This window comes from Sinomonas sp. ASV486, from assembly GCF_030908215.1.
Taxonomy (GTDB): Bacteria; Actinomycetota; Actinomycetes; order Actinomycetales; family Micrococcaceae; genus Sinomonas; species Sinomonas puerhi.
On sequence record NZ_JAVFJK010000005.1, the window covers coordinates 225,530 to 239,234 of the forward strand.

Below are 13,705 nucleotides of genomic sequence, written 5' to 3' on the forward strand. Positions count from 1 at the left end.
GGACGCGGATCCGTCGAGGGACCCGCCGCGGAAGACGGAGGATGCCATGACCACGCAGGTGAACTACTTCGAGATCGGAACCCAGGACCCCGAGGGCTCGAAGACGTTCTACAACGGCCTCTTCGGCTGGGGCTTCGGAGAGCCCTCGCCGGTCGGCTATCGGATGATCAATACGGACGCCGGCGGCATGTGGGACAGCGGGGCGGTGGGCGGGGGCCATTGGGCAGTGTTCTACGTCCAGGTGGACGATGTCGCGAGCTCGCTCGCCGAGGCCGAGCGGCTCGGGGCTACCGTCGTCATCCCGCTGACGAACAACGGTGCGATCGAGTTCGCGCACCTGGGCGATCCGGAAGGGAACCGGTTCGGAATCTGGCGGCCACTCGGGACGCCCCCCGAATGACGACGAGGCACCTCAGCGGGTCTGCTCGTCGACGAACCCCGAAAGGGGCCCACGGACATCTTCCGATGGTGGCTCCGAAGTGAATAGTGTGAGCGCATGGCGTCACTCATCCAGTACCACGCGACGGTCCTCGGAAGCCCCGAACCGCAGGCTGCGGCCCGCTTCTACTCCAATCTCCTCGGGTGGGAGCTCGGCGACGATGAGCAGGAGTGGGCCACCGTCCTCGACCCTGCGGGTGGCCGGCAGCTCTCGTTCCAGTTCGAGGAGGGCTACGAGCGTCCCGTCTGGCCGGAGCGGCCAGGGAAGCAGCAGATGATGATGCACCTCGACCTGCTCGTGACGGATCTCGCCAAGGCCGCGGAACACGCCGAGGACTGCGGCGCCCAGCGCTCGCCGCATCAGCCGCAGGAGGACGTCATGGTGTTATTCGACCCGGATGGCCATCCGTTCTGCCTCTTCGAGAACTGACCTCGCGGGTACCGGCCCCACGGGTGCGCGGATCTTAGGAGATTCTTAGACGGCGGTTCCTACGCTGGAGTCAGCTTCACGCGACCGATCCCCAGCAGGAGGAACTCCATGTCCGCACCGTCCCCTCACCGTTCCGGAACCCCGGCGCAGACCCTCATTGAGGGCACCCGCGCGGCACGGACGCTCGGGCTGGACTTCCCTCGCGGCGCCAACCAGCCGGCCCTGGGCCGCTGGGTGCTGGCCAGCCTCGTGGCGATCGCTGCCTCGGTGCTGGCGTGCGCCGTCCTCGCGGCCGCCGGCATCGCGGCGTTCCCGGACACGGCCGGCTACGAGCACTTCCAGTTCGCCGACTACTTCAAGCTCACCGTGGTCGGCGTGGGGCTGGCCTGCCTCGCCTGGCCAGCGGTCGCATGGATCTCCTCCCGCGCCTGGAAGCCCTTCCTGTGGCTCGCCGTCGCGGTCACCCTGGTCGGACTCGCCCCGGACGCGTGGATCCTGGCCAAAGGCCAGCCGCCGGCCGCCGTGGGGGTGCTCGTGCTCATGCACTTCGCCCTCGCGCTCATCACGTATCCGGCGCTGGTCTTCATCGCGCCCCAGCGGGCGGCGTCCCTCAGCCCCGGTCGCTGACGAGCTTCATCATTTCCCGTGAGAACGCGGCGATGTCCATGGGCCACCTCGACGTGACGAGATTGCCGTCGATCACCACGTCGGCATCTTCCCACTGGCCGCCTGCGGCAGTAATTTCCTCCGGCACGCCGTCGCCCCAATAGGAGGTGAGCCGCCGCCCCTCCACGACGCCTGCGGAGACGAGCAGATAGGGGCCGTGGCAGATCGCCGCCACCGGCTTGTCCTTGGCGAAGAAGGAACGTGCGATCTCCCGCGCGTGGCTGTTGTTCCTCACCGTGGTGGGCGCGCCATGGGGCTTTCCGCCGGGGATGACGAGGAGGTCGTACCCGTCCGGGTCGATCTCATCGATGCTCTTGTTGGCCATGATGTAGTACCAGTTGCTCTCGCCGGTGATCTTCCCCTTCTCGGGGGCGGCGATGTCCACGGTCCAACCGGCTTCGACGAGGCGGAAGACCGGCACATAGAGTTCCAGATCTTCGAAGGCGTCCGCGGAGAGGACAACGGCCCTCGGTGCCCTGTCATCGGCGGCCTGGGGAATGACGCCGTATTCGCGTGCTGCCATGGCCACAGTGTAGGTGCGGCGTCAAGGGCCGGTCTTCCTGCCCTCGGCCTCGGAGACGAGGTCTCCGACGAGGTCCCGCAGAGCGTCGGCGACTGTCTGCACCGACCGCCGCCGCGCATTCTCAGGGCGCACGAGCAGGTCGATGCTGCGTTCCGTGCCTATCCCCGCGAGCGGCCGCAGCACGACGCCGGTCGGCAGCCCGATCGCCGCGGTGTACCGGGGCAGGAGGCCGACCACCCCGCCGCCGGCCACGACCGCTGCCACTGTCGAGTAGTCGTTGATCCGGTGGGCGACCTCGGGAGACCGGCTCGCGACGGCTCCGATCGCAGAGAGCACGTCCGCGGGCGAGTAGCCCGGACGGCTCGAGACCCAGCGCTCTCCCGCGACGTCCGCGGGGGTGAGCACCGCGCTCGCCGCGAGCGGGTGTGCGGCGGGGAGCGCTACGTCGAACGGCTCGCGCACGAGCGGGACCACTACGAGCCGGTCCTCGGGCCACGATTCGCTGTGCGCGAGGCGGTGGGCGAGGACGATGTCATACCGGGCGGTGAGCGCCGGGAAGCCGTGCTGGGGGACGTCCTCGTCGGCGAGGAGCAGCCGCGGTGCCGGCTGCGCGGCGGCTTGAGTCGCGCCGTCGTGCGTCACGTCGTGATCGGGCCCCGCGAGGCGTGCCGTGAGCCGACCGAACAGCGCCTGCGCGGCCGAATGGAAGGCGCTCACGCTCACGATCCCCGCCGGGTCCTCGTGGTAGGCGCCGATCGCGGCGCGGGCGTCCGCCATCGCGCGGACGACGGCGCCCCCCGCCTCCGCGAGGACCCTCCCCGCGTCGGTGAGGACGAGGGTGCGGCCCTCCTTGCGGGTGAGCGGCACCCCCGCGCTGCGGGCCAGGAGTGCGAGCTGCTGCGAAACCGCGGACGGTGTGACCATGAGCTCCTCAGACACGGCCTTGACGCTTCCGAGCTCCCCGAGCTCGCGAAGGATCTGCAGCTGGCGGATATCCATTAGTCGATCCTAAACCGTCCGTTGAGAAACATCCGGTTGTTCTAAGCTGTTCGACAGCGTTGAATGAGCCTCATGAAGGCCCTGTACAAGCCCGGCCCGCAGGCCGGCTTCGAATTCACCGAGCGACCCGAGCCCGAGACCGGCGCCGCGGACGTCAAGATCCGCGTCCTCGCCACCGGCATCTGCGGCACCGACCTGCACCTGGAGTCGTGGGACGCGTCCGCCCAGGCGATGGCCACCGCCCCGTTCATCCCCGGCCACGAGTTCTACGGCGAGATCGTCGAGACCGGCGAGGACGTCAAGGTGGTCAAGGTCGGCGACCGCGTTTCGGGCGAAGGCCACATCGTGTGCGGCATGTGCCGCAACTGCCGCGCCGGCCGCCGGCAGATGTGCATCAACGTGGTCAGCGTCGGGGTGCAGCGCGACGGCGCGTTCGCCGAGTATGTCGTCATCCCCGAGGCCAACGTGTGGGTCCACCACGACCCGCTCATCACCCCCCAGCTGGGCGCGATCTTCGACCCGTTCGGCAACGCCGTCCACACCGCACTGAGCTTCCCCCTCGTCGGCGAGGACGTCCTCATCACCGGCGCGGGGCCGATCGGGCTCATGGCCATCTCCGTCGCGCGGCACGCGGGCGCCCGGAAGATCGCGATCACCGACGTCTCCGAGCGACGCCTCGAGCTCGCGCGGCAGATGGGCGCAGACCTCGCGGTGGACGTCTCGTCGATGAGCGTGCGCGAGGCGCAGCGTGAGCTCGGCATGGTCGAGGGCTTCGACATCGGCTTCGAGATGTCCGGACGCCCCGCGGCCCTCTCGGGGATGATCGAGAACATGAACCACGGCGGCCGCATCGCGCTGCTGGGGCTGCCGTCCGAGTCTGCCGAGATCGACTGGACCAAGATCGTCACCCACATGCTCACGCTCAAGGGAATCTACGGCCGCGAGATGTTCGAGACCTGGTACGCCATGAGCGCCATGCTGTCCTCCAATCCCGTGCTCCGCCGCAACGTCGCGTCCGTGGTGACCGACGTCCTCCCGGCCGAGCGCTGGGCGGAGGGGTTCGCCGTCGCCCGCTCTGGCAGCGTCGGCAAAGTGGTGCTGGACTGGTCGGAAGTCTGAGAGGAATCGCATGTTCACTGGTATCAAGGAGCAGCTCGCCGCCGAGCTCGAGGACATCCGCACCGCCGGGACGTTCAAGGAGGAGCGGCACATCGACTCGCCGCAGTCGGCGCACATCCAGGCGGGCCCCCTCGGCGCGCCCGCCCAGGAGGTGCTCAACTTCTGCGCCAACAACTACCTCGGGCTCGCCGACCATCCCGACCTGATCGCGGCGGCGAAGCGTGCCCTCGACGAGCGCGGCTTCGGCATGGCCTCGGTGCGCTTCATCTGCGGCACCCAGGACACCCATCTGGCCCTCGAGCGCCGCGTCTCCGAGTTCCTCGGCACCGAGGACACCATCCTGTTCTCCAGCTGCTTCGACGCGAACGGGGGCGTCTTCGAGGCGCTCCTGGGCCCTGAGGACGCCGTCATCTCGGACGCCCTCAACCACGCGTCCATCATCGATGGCATCCGGCTCTGCAAGGCCGCCCGCCTCCGGTACGCGAACCGGGACATGGGCGAGCTCGAGGCGCGCCTGCAGGAGGCGAAGGCGATGCACGACGGCGCGGGGGCGCGTCGTGTCCTCGTCGTCACCGACGGCGTCTTCTCGATGGACGGCTACCTCGCCCCCCTGCGCGAGATCTGCGACCTCGCGGACAAGTACGGTGCGATGGTCATGGTGGACGATTCGCACGCCGTCGGCTTCATGGGCGCGACGGGCGCGGGCACCCCGGAACATGCAGGGGTCTCGGACCGCGTGGACATCTATACCGGGACGTTCGGCAAAGCGCTCGGCGGCGCGTCCGGCGGGTACGTCTCGGGCCGTTCCGAGATCGTCGCGACGCTGCGACAGAAGGCCCGGCCGTACCTGTTCTCGAACTCGGTTGCGCCCTCCATCGTCGCCGCGACGATGCGCGCCCTCGACCTGGTCGCCGAGTCCGCCCAGCTGCGCGAGCGGCTCTTCGCGAACGCCGCCCGCTTCCGGGCACGGATGGCCGAGGAGGGCTTCGAGCTCCTGCCGGGCGAACACGCGATCGTCCCCGTCATGTTCGGCGACGCAGCGCTCGCGGGCCGTATCGCGGCCGAGATGCTCGCCCACGGTGTGTACGTGACGGCCTTCTCGTTCCCTGTGGTGCCTCGGGGCCTCGCACGGATCCGCGTGCAGCTCTCGGCAGCGCATTCAGCCGAGGACGTCGAGGTGGCGGTGCGGGCCTTCACCGCGGCGCGTGACGCAGTCGGAGGGAACGCAGTCGGGGGGGACGCCCTCGGGGCATGACTCCGCGGAGGTGGGCCTGCGGTAGGGGCGGAGTTCCCCTCCCCGCCCGCGCGCGGCGCGGGTAGGGTGGGGCCATGCCGGGCACCACGAACAGCACCCATGACGTCGACGTCCTCATTGTCGGAGGCGGTATCGCCGGCCTCTCGCTGGCCTCGCAGCTCGCCGGGAAGTGCCGGGTGGCACTGGTCGAGGCCGAGCCCTCGCTTGCCTACCACACGTCCGCCCGCTCGGCCCAGCAGCTCATCCCGAGCTATGGCCCCGAGCCCGTCCAGGACCTCACGCGGCGCACCCTCGCGGTGCTCGCGGATGCGGTGGACGCCGCCGGCCGCCGCCTCGCGTGGCCGAGCCGCTTCCTGCTCGTGGGCACCGCGGCGCAGGTCGAGGCCGAGGCCCACGCGGGCATGCGGCGCCTCACCCCGGACGAGGCCCGCACCCTCGCTCCGACTCTGCGCGCGGGCGCCTTCGAGGCGGCGGCGCTGGATACCGGGTCCGTCCGGACCGACGCCCTCGCGCTGCTCGCCGACCATGAGGCCAGAGCCCGGGCCGGCGGCGTCACGATCCATCCCGGCAGCCCGGTCCACACCGCCCAGCGGGTGGGGGAGGGCTGGCTTGTCGGGGCCGGAGCCGAGGGCTTCCACGCGACCAACGTGGTCAACGCGGCGGGCGCCTGGGCCGACGACCTCGCGATCCTCTTCGGCGTAGAGCGCCTCGGCCTCCAGCCCTACCGGCGCACGGCCGCGCTCGTCTCCCTCGCACAGCCGCTCGACCCCGATTCGCCCATGGTCTGCGCTGCCGACGACTCGTGGTACTTCCGGCCGGATGAGGCGGGCGCGCTCGTCTCGCCGTCGGAGTCCGAGCCGTCTCGCGCCGAGGACGCCGTGCCGCGGCCCGGGGACGTGGAGAGGACCATCGAGCTCATCCGCAGGGTCGCCGACCTGCCCGTGACCGGGATCGTCAGGGCGTGGACGGGGCTGCGGACCTCACCCCAGGACGGGCTGCCCATCATGGGGTACGACCCCGAGGCCCCGGGGTTCTTCTGGCTCGCAGGGCAGGGCGGCTACGGCTTCCAGACGTCCTCCGCCCTCGCCGAAGACGCCGCAGGCCAGCTCCTGGCGGGCCAGCAGGCGGTCCGAACAGGGGAACATCCGGTATCCGAGACAGCAAGGGCGCTTGATCCGCATAGATTGTCGGTGCGGCGGTAGAGGATAGCGCCATGAGCAAGCGTGGCCGAACCCTCCTCATCGACAACATCGGTGAACTGTCCACCCAGCATCTTCCGGACGGTGACGGCCAGGCTGTTCTTGGCGCGGGCGGTTCCGAGGCTGGCGTGATGCGGGACGCCGCCGTCGTGCTCGACGGCGAGAGGATCGCCTGGGTCGGCCCGTCGTCGTCCGCCCCGGAAGCCGACGAGCGATTCGACTCGGCTGGCCGCGCCGTGCTTCCCGGGTGGGTCGACTCGCACTCGCACCTCGTGTTCGCTGGCGACCGCACGGCGGAGTTCGAGGCGCGGATGGCCGGAGAGGCGTATGCCGCGGGCGGGATCGGCGTCACGATGGGCGCCACGCGGGCCGCGTCGGACGACGAGCTGCGCCGGCTGCTTGCTGCACGCGTTGCCGAGGCCGTCGCGGGGGGAACGACGTATCTCGAGACGAAGACGGGCTATGGGCTCGATGTCGCGAACGAGCTCCGCAGCGCCGCGTTGGCCGCCGAGTTCGTCGATGAGGTCACGTATCTGGGCGCGCACCTCGTGCCCGCCGGAGCGGACGCCGACGAGTACACGGCCCTGGTCTGCGGCGACATGCTCGCCGCCGTGCGGCCGCACGTGCGCTGGGCCGATGTGTTCTGCGAGACCGGCGCGTTCTCGGAGGAGCAGTCGCGCCGGGTGCTCCTCGCGTGCCGCGAGGCGGGCCTCGGAGTGCGCGTGCACGGCAACCAGCTCGGACCGGGCCCGGGCGTGCGGCTCGCCGTCGAGCTCGGCGCCGCGAGCGTGGACCATGTCAACTTCCTCGACGACGCCGACGTGGAGGCGCTTGCGGGAAGCTGGGCACGGTGGACGGGGCCGGCGTCGGCCGATTCCGCAGCCATGGCCGGAACCGTCGCGACCGTCCTGCCCGCGTGCGACCTCTCGACCCGCGCGCCGCTGGCGCCCGCGCGCCGTCTCATCGACGCTGGCGTCCAGATCGCGATCGCCTCGAACTGCAACCCCGGCACGAGCTACACGAGCTCGGTGGGCTTCTGTGTCACGACCGCGGTCCTGCAGATGGGGCTCTCCGTCCAGGAGGCCGTGCGCGCCGCGACGTTCGGAGGAGCGCTCGCGCTTCGCCGCCACGTGGGCAACGACGTGGACGGGCAGCGCGCGGTGGGCTCGATCGCCGTCGGGCATCGCGCCGACCTCCACATGCTCAACGCTCCGTCGGCCACGCACCTCGCGTATCGGCCCGGCATGCCGCTCACGCACGCCGTGTGGCGCGCGGGCCAGCGCGTGGTCTGATCGCAGTCTGGCCGCGCCGGCCCTAGAGCCGCTCCCGCATCGAGCTCAGGACCGTGTCCGTCGCGGTGCGCGGCGTCCACTGGGTGAACGGTGCGTCGAGCTCGTAGCGGCCGTCGGGCTGCCTCACGAGCGTGTGGATGCCTGCATTGTCCGGGTTGTTCAGCGACTCGAAGTACTCCACCGTCCAGTGGAACCACCGCATGCACAGCAGGCGCATCGTGAGGCCGTGCGTGACGAGGAGCGTGTTGGGGGCGTAGGCGGGCTTGTTCCAGTGCCGGTGGAGGGTCTCCATGAACGCCGAGACGCGGTCGTAGACGTCGCTGCCGGACTCGCCCTCGCGGAACCGGTAGAAGAAGTGCCCGTACGAGTTGCGCAGCGCGCGCTCCTTGCCGATCTCGTCGGCGTCCTGGAAATTGGCCCAGTCCTGCTCCCGCAGGCGGGGCTCCTCGATGACCCGTTCGGTGAGGTCCTCGATGCCCAGCGCCTCGAGGGTCTGGTACGCCCGGAGGTATGGGGATACATAGACGCAGACCTGCTCGCCCGCGAGCTGGGCGCGGATCTGGCGCCCGGACTCGCGGGCCTGGGCGATCCCCAGGTCCGTCAGCGGGATCCGGTAGTCCGGGACGCGGTCGTAGATGCTCGTGTCCAGGTTCGCGGCCGACTGGCCGTGCCGGACCAGGATGATCTGCCGCGGCGCGCTCATAGCTCCCCAGCGTAGAGCAGGCGTGCGGCCCCGGCGGCAGCGAGCACCGCCGCGAGGCGCACGGCATGATGGGAGGCATGCCCCAACCACGCGCCGTCGTCCGTCCCGTCTCCCACGCCCGCCGGCGGGCCCAGCTGCTCATCGTGCTGGGGCTCTCGCTGGGGCAGTCGGCGGTCTACTCCGTGGTGCAGCTGATCGACAAGGCCACCCAGGCGCCGCTGTCACAGGGGACCAGCACCCTCAACCGGTCACTCAACGCTCGCGAATACTTCGATCTCACGTATCAGCTGCTGGACATCGTGTTCGCGCTCGTCCCCGTCGCGCTCGCGCTGTACTTCGTGTGGGACGCTGTTGCGCGCACGAGCGGCGGCCCGGTGGAATGGACCGCGCCGTTCCGTCGCCTCGGGCTCGATCTCGCACGGCCCGGCCGGGACTGGCTCTGGGGTGTGGGGCTGTTCCTCGCGATAGGCATCCCCTCGCTCGGTCTGTACTGGGCTGGGCGCGCGCTCGGGATCACGACGGCGATCATCCCCAGTGGGCTCGACCAGCATTGGTGGACAGTGCCCGTGCTCATCGTGTCCGCCATGCGCCACGCCGTCCTCGAGGAGGTCATCGTCGTGGCGTTCATGTTGGGGTGGCTGCGGCGGCTCGGGTGGGCCGTTCCGGCCGCGGTGGCGGCGAGCGCGCTCTTGCGGGGGAGCTACCACCTGTACCAGGGGATCGGGCCGTTCGTCGGGAATGCCGTGATGGGGCTCGTGTTCGCCCTCGTCTACCGGAAGTACGGGCGGGTGATGCCGCTCGTGATCGCTCACGCGCTGCTCGACATCACGGCGTTCGTGGGCTTCAGCCTTGTGGGCAGGACGATAGGCCTGGGCTGACCCCGCAATGCCGAAAGGTGACCCCGCATCCAGATCTCCAGATGCGGGGTCACCTTTCGCGGATGCGGGGTCAGATGATGACCGCGCCGTTGGTCGTGTCGAACGTGACGGACATGATGCCCGGGGTGCCCTTCGGGGAGACCCACTCGACGTCTACGTCCTCGAGCGGCTTCTCGACCGGCTCGCCGAGCCACTCGGTGACGCGCTCCGCCGAGCCCGCGATCGTCAGCTTGCTCATGCGCACGGTGGCCGGGTAGGCGTTCGACGGGTGGAGCGACGGGTCGCCCTCCCACTTGAGCATGTACGGCACCTGGGGGTCGGCGATGAGCCCGAGGATGCCGATCTGCTTCCACACGAGCTCGCGGCCGTCGGGGAACTTGCGGTTGCCGGGCACGGCCTGGCGCCCGAGGCGCTCCTCGAACGGCGCGAGGTCATGGACCTCGACGCACCAGCCCATCCAGCCCCCGCCAGCGGCGCTGCGGGCGCGCACGGCCTGGCCGAAGGGCGCCTTGTCCGACGCCGGGTGGTCCAGGACCTCGACGACCTCAAGGTAGTGGTGGTCCGCGAGGGGGATGATCATGTTGCGGGTACCGAATCGCGGGTGGACCCCGCCCTTGACGGCCTCGACGCCGAGGGCCTGAGCGATCCGCTCCGTCGTGGCCAGCAGGCCGTCGGCTTCGCAGGCATAAGAAACATGGTCCATACGCATAAAAGTCATGGTGCCACTTTGTGATCGGGCACTCAGCTTAGGGTACCCTTACCGAGGTGGGATGACCGTCGCGGGGTCGCTTCCGCGAGCGGCAGCGTGACCTCCATGGTCGTCCCGCCCGCGCCGGTGGAGGCGATCCGCACGGCGCCGCCGTTGCGCACGGCGATGTCCCGCACGAGGGCCAGGCCGAGGCCGAAGCTGCGGCGCCCGGTGTGAGAAGCCGTCCCGCCACCGGCATACCGCTCGAACACGCGCTCCGGCGCCGGCCCCGCGATCCCGGGCCCGGTGTCCGCGACGGTGAGTACCGCCGTCGGGCTCCGCCTGTCGGTTCCTGTGCCGCCCGCGACGCGGACGCCCACGGTGACCCGCCCGCCGTCGGGCGTGTATTTGAGCGCGTTGTCGGCCAGCGCCACGATCACGCGGCGCAGGGGTGCGGGGTCTACCGCGACGGGGACGGGGATGGTCGGGGCGTCCGCGGCGAGCGAGATGCCGCGCTCGGCCGCGAGGACGGAGAGGTCGCGGACCACGTCGCGTGCGAGCGAGCCGAGGTCCGTGGGCGTTTCGGGGATGTCGGGTCCGCCCGAGACGGCGTGGAGGAGGTCCTCGATGACGGCGGCAAGCTTCGCCGAGTCGCCGCGAAGCTCGGCGAGGACGCCCGCCGCGTCGCTGTCCGGGCCGAGGCGCCGCTGGGCCAGCTGGATGCGCGTGTCGATGACGGTCAGCGGGGTGCGCAGCTCGTGGCTTGCATCCTGGACGAAGCTGCGCTGGAGCGCGAGCGACTCGCCCAGGGGGCGCACTGCCTGCCGGGCGACGAACACTCCAACAATCCCGGCGAGCACAATCCCGGCTAAGCCGCCCACGATGAGCGCTCCGAAGACGTCGATCGGGTCCAGGACGATCTGCGGCCCGCTGTGGGACAGGTGCGCGACGACCTCGGCCGGCTGCGACTTGACGGCAACGAAGATGGCCGCCGCCGCGATCATGAGCACGACGACGACCGCGACCGCCGCTGCGATCTGCACCCCGACGCGGACGGCAGCGCGCTGCAGCGCCGCCTCGTCCGAGTTCGCGGGGACACGCCGCATCCAGCGGAGGGCCGATTGGGACGGCCCGGTCATTCGAGGCCGCCGAGCTGGTACCCGACGCCGTGCACGGTCCTGATCACTGTCTTCTGCGTCTTCTTCCGGAGGTAGTGGACATACGTGTCGACGACGCCGGGCGTGTCGCCCGCGTCGAACACGGACTCGAGGAGCTCGGCCCGCGAGTGGACGCGGCCCGGATCCGCCGCGAGGCGCCCGAGGAGCGCGGACTCGGCCGCGGAGAGCTCGACCCTGTGCCCGTACGGAGAGGTGAGTACCCGGGCGGCCGGGTCGAGGTCCCAGGCACCAATGGGGAGCAGGCCGGGCTCGGAGGTGGCAGCAGCAGCGGATGTCCGGGTGAGCGCACGGAGCCGGGCCGCGAGCTCCTCTACGTCGAAGGGTTTGACGAGGTAGTCGTTGGCGCCTGCGTCGAGGCCCTCGACCTTGTCCGGCACGCTGCCGAGGGCCGTGAGGACGAGGATCGGCGTCATGAGCCCCTTCGCCCTGAACGACTTGACGAGGGACACACCGTCCAGCGACGGCAGCCCTCGGTCGACGACGAGCGCATCCCACTCCCGTGCCAGCGCGAGCCGGAGCCCCTCGCGGCCATCTGCGGCAAGGGAGACATCGAAGTCGTCACCGAGCAGCTCGGCCAGGAGTGGCCCCAGCTGACGGTCGTCCTCGACGAGCAGCACGCGGGGAGGCTGTGGGGTGTCCATGGCTGTCATTGTGTCAACCGGCGCGGGCATAGGCCCCGTTGCGTGGCCAGTTCCGCGGGTCCAGACCCCGTGGAAGCGGCCACGCACGGTGCGCGGTCAGCGCGAGTAGTCCTCGGCGTCGGCCGTCTCCTCGTCGTCCGCGGGCACGGTCACCCGGACGGGCATGGCCTGTGCGGCCTTGCGGCGCCGGCGGATGACCTCGATGCCGATCGGTATGACGGACGCGGCGACGATGAGCACGGACAGGATGTCGATGTTCTTCGCGATGAACTCGACGTGCCCGAGCCAGACGCCGAGCAGCGTGACTGAAATGGACCATGCCACGCCGCCGAGCACGTTCCAGCCGAGGAACTTGCGGTACGGGTAGTGGGCCATGCCGGCGGCGAGCGGCACGTAGGTGCGCACGATCGGCACGAACCGGGCCAGCACGAGGGCCCGGCCACCGTACCGGCCGAAGAACTCGTCGGCGCTGTCGAGATAGCTGAGCTTGAGGATCCTTGCGTCTTCGCGGAACCAGCGCTTGCCCACGAACCGTCCGATGAGGTAGCCGGCCTGATCGCCCGCGACGGCCGCGATCGCCACCACGAGCATGAGCACGGGAAGGCTCAGTCCGAGCTGGGCATGGAGGAGTCCTACGGTGAACAGGAGGGAGTCGCCCGGCAGGAACGGGAAGAGCAGGCCGGACTCGATGAACACGATGAGCGCGACGACGCCCAGGACCCAGGGTCCGGCGCCGACGAGGAGGGCAGTGGGATCAAGCATTGGGGGATCAGCGGCTCTCGAGTCGGGAAATGAAGGGAAGTCGGTTCAGGATGGGCGGGGCAATCCGGTTCCAGACGCCGGACCACAGGAAGACGCCCGCGATCGATGCCGGGAAGGAGGCCACGACGTCCATCGGGTAGTGGACACCGACATAGACCCGGGTCCAGGCGACGAAGGCCGATGCGATGAGGCCGACGACGAGGACCCACGTGCCCCACTTCGTATGGCGGAACAGGAAGTACAGCGCGATCGTGAGGGAGACGGCGAAGCACACATGGCCGCTCGGGAAGCTGTTCGGGTCCATGTCCGGCGAGAGGGGGTTGGCCAGCAGATTCGGGTCCGGGCGGTGCCGGTGGACCGCGTACTTGAAGATGAGGCTGTACACCCAGCCGAATCCGGTCACGGTAACCACGGCGATCGCGTCGACAGGTGTGCGGCGCACAAACCACAGGACAATGAGCAGGAGGACCAGGATCACGATGGCGCCCCGCGGGCCGAGGATCTGCTCGAGGGCGAGTGCCACGGCGTTCATCCAGCCCACGTGCTGAGTGCTCATCCACTGGTTGATCGCGAGCTCAGAGTTCTGGTACGAGGGCGTTGTGGACGCGAAGCCGAGTGCCAGGAGCACGATGCTCATGGCGATCGGCACGACGATCCAGTGCTTGATGGTTGGCAGCCGGAGGAGGCGGCTCCGGATGGGCAGCTGGGTCCACCCGCCGGCGGTCGTCTTCGCGTGGTCCGAGGCAGTCATGGTTCTATGGTGGACCCCGGAATCTAAGACAGTTCTAAGAAACTCGCGCAGACAGGCCATATTCTCGCGAAATAGGAACGTTCGTGCCGATCGGATGGCTCGGTCGTGCCTTGACTCACACTCCCTGCCAGCGCAAGCTGGGAAGCGGAACGTTCGTGCCGTTTCGGTGAGCGGTTCGGCGAG

The 13,705-nt window shown here is 69.9% G+C and carries 16 protein-coding genes; 8 read left to right on the forward strand and 8 right to left on the reverse strand.

Annotated elements, in window-relative coordinates; translation table 11 throughout:
• Positions 1-46 precede the first annotated feature (46 nt).
• From RBS60_RS09335 to RBS60_RS09345, 3 genes are all read left to right on the forward strand, one after another.
• The gene (locus RBS60_RS09335; protein ID WP_307957278.1) at positions 47-400 is read left to right on the forward strand and encodes a VOC family protein; all 354 of its coding nucleotides are present in this window, start codon (positions 47-49) and stop codon (positions 398-400) included.
• A gap of 96 nt (positions 401-496) precedes the next feature.
• The gene (locus RBS60_RS09340; protein WP_307957279.1) at positions 497-868 is read left to right on the forward strand and encodes a VOC family protein; all 372 of its coding nucleotides are present in this window, start codon (positions 497-499) and stop codon (positions 866-868) included.
• A 108-nt stretch (positions 869-976) separates the two neighbouring features.
• A complete protein-coding gene (locus RBS60_RS09345) occupies positions 977-1,495 on the forward strand; it encodes a DUF6069 family protein (RefSeq protein ID WP_307957280.1) in 519 nt (172 codons plus the stop codon).
• Here the strand turns inward: RBS60_RS09345 and RBS60_RS09350 are convergent.
• Both RBS60_RS09350 and RBS60_RS09355 read right to left on the reverse strand, forming a co-directional pair.
• Positions 1,479-2,057, reverse strand: a complete 579-nt coding sequence (locus tag RBS60_RS09350) for a type 1 glutamine amidotransferase domain-containing protein (RefSeq protein WP_307957281.1) — start codon at positions 2,055-2,057, stop codon at positions 1,479-1,481. The genes RBS60_RS09345 and RBS60_RS09350 overlap by 17 nt on opposite strands.
• Positions 2,058-2,078: 21 nt before the next feature.
• Positions 2,079-3,056, reverse strand: a complete 978-nt coding sequence (locus tag RBS60_RS09355; RefSeq protein ID WP_307957282.1) for a LysR family transcriptional regulator — start codon at positions 3,054-3,056, stop codon at positions 2,079-2,081.
• Positions 3,057-3,128: 72 nt separating this feature from the next.
• On the opposite strand from RBS60_RS09355, the gene tdh reads away from it, so the two are divergent.
• The 4 genes from tdh (at position 3,129) to hutI (ending at position 7,921) form a co-directional block, all read left to right on the forward strand.
• Positions 3,129-4,175, forward strand: coding sequence for an L-threonine 3-dehydrogenase (gene tdh, locus RBS60_RS09360; protein ID WP_307957375.1), 1,047 nt, complete (start codon positions 3,129-3,131; stop codon positions 4,173-4,175).
• A gap of 10 nt (positions 4,176-4,185) precedes the next feature.
• Positions 4,186-5,430, forward strand: a complete 1,245-nt coding sequence (locus RBS60_RS09365; protein WP_307957283.1) for a glycine C-acetyltransferase — start codon at positions 4,186-4,188, stop codon at positions 5,428-5,430.
• 74 nt (positions 5,431-5,504) lie between these two features.
• Complete coding sequence (locus RBS60_RS09370; protein WP_307957284.1) at positions 5,505-6,632, forward strand: FAD-dependent oxidoreductase; 1,128 nt, start codon at positions 5,505-5,507, stop codon at positions 6,630-6,632.
• Positions 6,633-6,643: 11 nt separating this feature from the next.
• Positions 6,644-7,921: an imidazolonepropionase gene (gene hutI, locus RBS60_RS09375; protein WP_307957285.1), complete on the forward strand. Its 1,278-nt coding sequence runs from the start codon at positions 6,644-6,646 to the stop codon at positions 7,919-7,921.
• A 22-nt stretch (positions 7,922-7,943) separates the two neighbouring features.
• On the opposite strand, the gene RBS60_RS09380 is transcribed toward hutI, so the two are convergent.
• Positions 7,944-8,624 carry a histidine phosphatase family protein gene (locus tag RBS60_RS09380; RefSeq protein WP_307957286.1) on the reverse strand — a complete coding sequence of 227 codons (681 nt, stop codon included), beginning with the start codon at positions 8,622-8,624 and terminating at the stop codon, positions 7,944-7,946.
• A 77-nt stretch (positions 8,625-8,701) separates the two neighbouring features.
• Between RBS60_RS09380 and RBS60_RS09385 the strand changes: the two genes are divergently transcribed.
• Positions 8,702-9,502 carry a CPBP family intramembrane glutamic endopeptidase gene (locus tag RBS60_RS09385; protein WP_307957287.1) on the forward strand — a complete coding sequence of 267 codons (801 nt, stop codon included), beginning with the start codon at positions 8,702-8,704 and terminating at the stop codon, positions 9,500-9,502.
• A gap of 70 nt (positions 9,503-9,572) precedes the next feature.
• Here RBS60_RS09385 and RBS60_RS09390 read toward each other — a convergent pair whose 3' ends face one another.
• The 5 genes from RBS60_RS09390 to RBS60_RS09410 all read right to left on the reverse strand — a co-directional run bounded on the left by RBS60_RS09390 (position 9,573) and on the right by RBS60_RS09410 (position 13,522).
• Positions 9,573-10,211, reverse strand: a complete 639-nt coding sequence (locus RBS60_RS09390) for a VOC family protein (protein ID WP_307957376.1) — start codon at positions 10,209-10,211, stop codon at positions 9,573-9,575.
• A gap of 32 nt (positions 10,212-10,243) precedes the next feature.
• The gene (locus RBS60_RS09395) at positions 10,244-11,329 is read right to left on the reverse strand and encodes a HAMP domain-containing sensor histidine kinase (RefSeq protein ID WP_307957288.1); all 1,086 of its coding nucleotides are present in this window, start codon (positions 11,327-11,329) and stop codon (positions 10,244-10,246) included.
• Complete coding sequence (locus RBS60_RS09400; RefSeq protein ID WP_307957289.1) at positions 11,326-12,009, reverse strand: response regulator transcription factor; 684 nt, start codon at positions 12,007-12,009, stop codon at positions 11,326-11,328. Before RBS60_RS09400 ends, RBS60_RS09395 begins: the two co-directional genes overlap by 4 nt.
• 96 nt (positions 12,010-12,105) lie before the next feature.
• Positions 12,106-12,771: a VTT domain-containing protein gene (locus tag RBS60_RS09405; RefSeq protein ID WP_307957290.1), complete on the reverse strand. Its 666-nt coding sequence runs from the start codon at positions 12,769-12,771 to the stop codon at positions 12,106-12,108.
• A 7-nt stretch (positions 12,772-12,778) separates the two neighbouring features.
• Entirely contained in the window at positions 12,779-13,522 is a 744-nt protein-coding gene (locus RBS60_RS09410) for a phosphatase PAP2 family protein (RefSeq protein WP_307957291.1), read from the reverse strand.
• Positions 13,523-13,705: the final 183 nt, after the last annotated feature.

What these genes read in the sequence shown, in the direction of transcription:
- RBS60_RS09365 (WP_307957283.1), top strand. Translation starts at nt 4,186, where the DNA reads ATGTTCACTGGTATCAAGGAGCAGCTCGCCGCCGAGCTCGAGGACATC.
- RBS60_RS09395 (WP_307957288.1), bottom strand. Translation starts at nt 11,329, where the DNA reads ATGACCGGGCCGTCCCAATCGGCCCTCCGCTGGATGCGGCGTGTCCCC.
- RBS60_RS09355 (WP_307957282.1), bottom strand. Translation starts at nt 3,056, where the DNA reads ATGGATATCCGCCAGCTGCAGATCCTTCGCGAGCTCGGGGAGCTCGGA.
- RBS60_RS09345 (WP_307957280.1), top strand. Translation starts at nt 977, where the DNA reads ATGTCCGCACCGTCCCCTCACCGTTCCGGAACCCCGGCGCAGACCCTC.
- RBS60_RS09340 (WP_307957279.1), top strand. Translation starts at nt 497, where the DNA reads ATGGCGTCACTCATCCAGTACCACGCGACGGTCCTCGGAAGCCCCGAA.
- RBS60_RS09390 (WP_307957376.1), bottom strand. Translation starts at nt 10,211, where the DNA reads ATGCGTATGGACCATGTTTCTTATGCCTGCGAAGCCGACGGCCTGCTG.
- tdh (WP_307957375.1), top strand. Translation starts at nt 3,129, where the DNA reads ATGAAGGCCCTGTACAAGCCCGGCCCGCAGGCCGGCTTCGAATTCACC.
- RBS60_RS09350 (WP_307957281.1), bottom strand. Translation starts at nt 2,057, where the DNA reads ATGGCAGCACGCGAATACGGCGTCATTCCCCAGGCCGCCGATGACAGG.
- RBS60_RS09380 (WP_307957286.1), bottom strand. Translation starts at nt 8,624, where the DNA reads ATGAGCGCGCCGCGGCAGATCATCCTGGTCCGGCACGGCCAGTCGGCC.
- RBS60_RS09385 (WP_307957287.1), top strand. Translation starts at nt 8,702, where the DNA reads ATGCCCCAACCACGCGCCGTCGTCCGTCCCGTCTCCCACGCCCGCCGG.
- RBS60_RS09370 (WP_307957284.1), top strand. Translation starts at nt 5,505, where the DNA reads ATGCCGGGCACCACGAACAGCACCCATGACGTCGACGTCCTCATTGTC.
- hutI (WP_307957285.1), top strand. Translation starts at nt 6,644, where the DNA reads ATGAGCAAGCGTGGCCGAACCCTCCTCATCGACAACATCGGTGAACTG.
- RBS60_RS09400 (WP_307957289.1), bottom strand. Translation starts at nt 12,009, where the DNA reads ATGGACACCCCACAGCCTCCCCGCGTGCTGCTCGTCGAGGACGACCGT.
- RBS60_RS09335 (WP_307957278.1), top strand. Translation starts at nt 47, where the DNA reads ATGACCACGCAGGTGAACTACTTCGAGATCGGAACCCAGGACCCCGAG.
- RBS60_RS09410 (WP_307957291.1), bottom strand. Translation starts at nt 13,522, where the DNA reads ATGACTGCCTCGGACCACGCGAAGACGACCGCCGGCGGGTGGACCCAG.
- RBS60_RS09405 (WP_307957290.1), bottom strand. Translation starts at nt 12,771, where the DNA reads ATGCTTGATCCCACTGCCCTCCTCGTCGGCGCCGGACCCTGGGTCCTG.